This window comes from Bacillus sp. LR--39 (assembly GCF_053613335.1).
On the sequence record NZ_JBSIOT010000278.1, the window covers coordinates 1 to 1154 of the forward strand.

A 1154-nucleotide genomic window follows, 5' to 3' on the forward strand; every position below is an offset into this window, starting at 1 on the left:
AAAGGGGTTCTGTATTTCAAATCAGTAACCTTGTTTCCCGCTTCGATATAACGTTTTCTGAACATGAATTGAGAAGCAGCGATCCCCATCCACACGACAACGACGGCAAAACCGGAAATCGACACGAGCACAACGTATACAGTGTCTGGCGCAAATACGCTGGACAGCAACGACAGAATGCCGCCGATCATGCTGAACACCAGCGCGTTAAACGGGGTTCCTTTTGACGTCAGCTTTGCAAATGTCGGATGAAGCGTTTTTTCTTTTGATAAAGACCACAGCATCCGGGAAGAAGCGTAGAGTCCGGAATTAGCCGCTGACAGGATTGCTGTCAGGATAACAAAGTTCATGAGATCGGCTGCGTATGGTACACCGACTCTGTCAAAGACAGCGACAAACGGGCTTTTGATGACACCTGCATCTTGAATCAGAATCAGTCCTGACAGCACAAAAATTGTTCCGACAAAGAAGAGTGAGAGACGCCAGACCGTTGTTTTAATCGCTTTTGGTATCGTCTTGTCAGGATCAACGCTTTCACCGGCTGCGATTCCGATTAGTTCCGTTCCCGAAAAGGCAAAATTGACGGACAGCATCGTCATCAAAATCGGGACAAATCCATTTGGAAAAAGCCCGCCTTCCGCCGTGAAGTTGGACAGCATCGGAGCGGCTTCTCCGCCTTTGATCGGGATGATGCCGAACATGGCAGAGCCGCCTAAAAGAATAAATAATACAATGGCTAATACTTTGATGCTGGAAAACCAAAATTCTGATTCAGCGAAAAACTTGACTGAAAATGCGTTAAGCAAGAAGATGAACAGCGCAAAGACGGCACTCCACATCCAAACCGATGTATGGGGGAACCAGCGCTGCATTAACAGGCCGGCTGCTGTAAATTCTGATCCCAATGCCACGGTCCATGTCAGCCAGTACAGCCAAGCGACCGTAAATCCGGTGCCCGGCCCTATGTATTTGGCTGCATAGGTGTGAAAGGCGCCGGTCACAGGCATGGCGACTGACAGCTCACCGAGGCATAGCATGACCAGATAGACGATGCCGGCCCCGACTAAGTAGGCGAGTATCGTTCCGGCCGGGCCTGCTTGCTGAATGGTATAACCTGAGCTTAAAAACAGCCCGGTTCCGATGACACCTCCCAA

Annotated in this window: 1 protein-coding gene; it reads right to left on the bottom strand. The window is 49.7% G+C overall.

Annotated elements, in window-relative coordinates:
* On the bottom strand, nt 1-1154 hold a 1154-nt coding region (locus tag ACWHAR_RS22485), incomplete at both ends, for an amino acid permease (RefSeq protein ID WP_452087881.1).